1 protein-coding gene is annotated in these 1,872 nt (G+C 66.2%); it reads left to right on the forward strand.

Annotation, left to right across the window (positions count from 1 at the left end):
• The coding region (gene acs, locus C2I35_RS21730; RefSeq protein ID WP_103765136.1) for an acetate--CoA ligase at positions 1-1,872 on the forward strand (1,872 nt) is incomplete at both ends.

A 1,872-nucleotide genomic window follows, 5' to 3' on the forward strand; every position in this document is an offset into this window, starting at 1 on the left:
GAGATGTACGCCGCCTCGATCAAGGACCCCGAGGCGTTCTGGGGCAAGGAGGGCAAGCGCGTCGACTGGATCAAGCCTTACTCGAAAGTGAAGGATGTCGATTACACCTACGGGAACGTCTCCATCAAGTGGTTCGAGGACGGCACGCTCAACGTCGCCGCCAACTGCATCGACCGCCACTTGAAGGACCGCGCCGACCAGACCGCCATCATCTGGGAACCCGACGATCCATCCGAGGACGCCCAGCACATCACCTACCGCCAGCTGCATGCCGAGACCTGCAAGATGGCCAACGTGCTCAAGAACCTCGGCGTCGGAAAGGGCGACCGCGTCGTGCTCTACCTTCCGATGATCCCCGAGGCGGCCTATGCCATGCTCGCCTGCGCGCGCATCGGCGCCATCCACTCCATCGTCTTCGCCGGCTTCTCCCCCGACGCGCTCGGCGCCCGGGTCGACGGCTGCGACGCCAAGCTCGTCATCACCGCCGACACCGCCCCGCGCGGCGGCCGCGTGACCAAGCTCAAGGACAACGTCAACCAGGCGCTCCGCCGCGATGTGGACGACGTCAAATGCCTCGTCGTCAAGCGCACCGGCGATCCCATCGCCTGGCGCCGCGACCTCGACTTCTGGCTCCACGAGGAGGCCGAAAAGGTCGAGGACACCTGCGAGCCCGCCGAGATGAACGCCGAGGATCCGCTCTTCATCCTCTACACCTCGGGCTCCACCGGCCAGCCCAAGGGCGTCGTGCACACCACCGGCGGCTACCTGGTTTACGCCGCCATGACGCACGAGATCACCTTCGACTACCACGAGGGCGACGTCTACTGGTGCACCGCCGATGTGGGCTGGGTCACCGGCCACAGCTATATCGTCTACGGGCCCCTGGCCAATGGCGCCACGACCCTGATGTTCGAGGGCGTGCCGACCTACCCGGATGCCAGCCGCTTCTGGCAGGTCTGCGAAAAGCACAAGGTCAACCAGTTCTACACCGCCCCCACCGCCATCCGCGCGCTGATGGGCCAGGGCGACGAGTACGTCACCAAGTGCGATCTGAGCGACCTCAAGGTGCTGGGCACCGTGGGCGAGCCGATCAACCCCGAGGCCTGGAACTGGTACCACAACGTGGTCGGCAAGGGCACCTGCCCCATCGTCGACACCTGGTGGCAGACCGAGACCGGCGGCCACCTGATGACCCCCCTGCCCGGCGCCCACGCCACCAAGCCCGGCGCCGCGATGAAGCCCTTCTTCGGGCTGAAGTTCGAGGTGCTCGATCCCGAGAGCGGCAAGACGGTCGAGGGCAACCCCGCCGAGGGCGTGCTCTGCATCGCCGACAGCTGGCCCGGCCAGATGCGCACCGTCTGGGGCGATCACGAGCGCTTCATGAACACCTACTTCCAGCAGTACAAGGGCTACTACTTCACCGGCGACGGCTGCCGCCGGGACGCGGACGGCGACTACTGGATCACGGGCCGCGTCGACGACGTGATCAACGTCTCGGGCCACCGCATGGGCACGGCGGAGGTCGAATCCGCCCTTGTCGCCCACTCCAAGGTCTCCGAGGCCGCCGTGGTGGGCTATCCGCACGACATCAAGGGCCAGGGCATCTACTGCTACGTCACCCTGATGTCCGGCGAAGAGCCCACCGAGGAACTGCGCAAGGAGCTGCAGGACTGGGTCCGCTCCGAGATCGGCCCCATCGCCAAGCCCGACCTGATCCAATGGGCCCCCGGCCTGCCGAAAACCCGCTCCGGCAAGATCATGCGCCGCATCCTGCGCAAGATCGCCGAGGACGACTACGGCGCCCTCGGCGACACCTCCACACTCGCAGACCCCTCCGTCGTCGACGACCTCATCGACAACAGAATGAACAAG

Source organism: Roseovarius confluentis (assembly GCF_002917925.1).
Classification (GTDB): Bacteria; Pseudomonadota; Alphaproteobacteria; order Rhodobacterales; family Rhodobacteraceae; genus Roseovarius; species Roseovarius confluentis.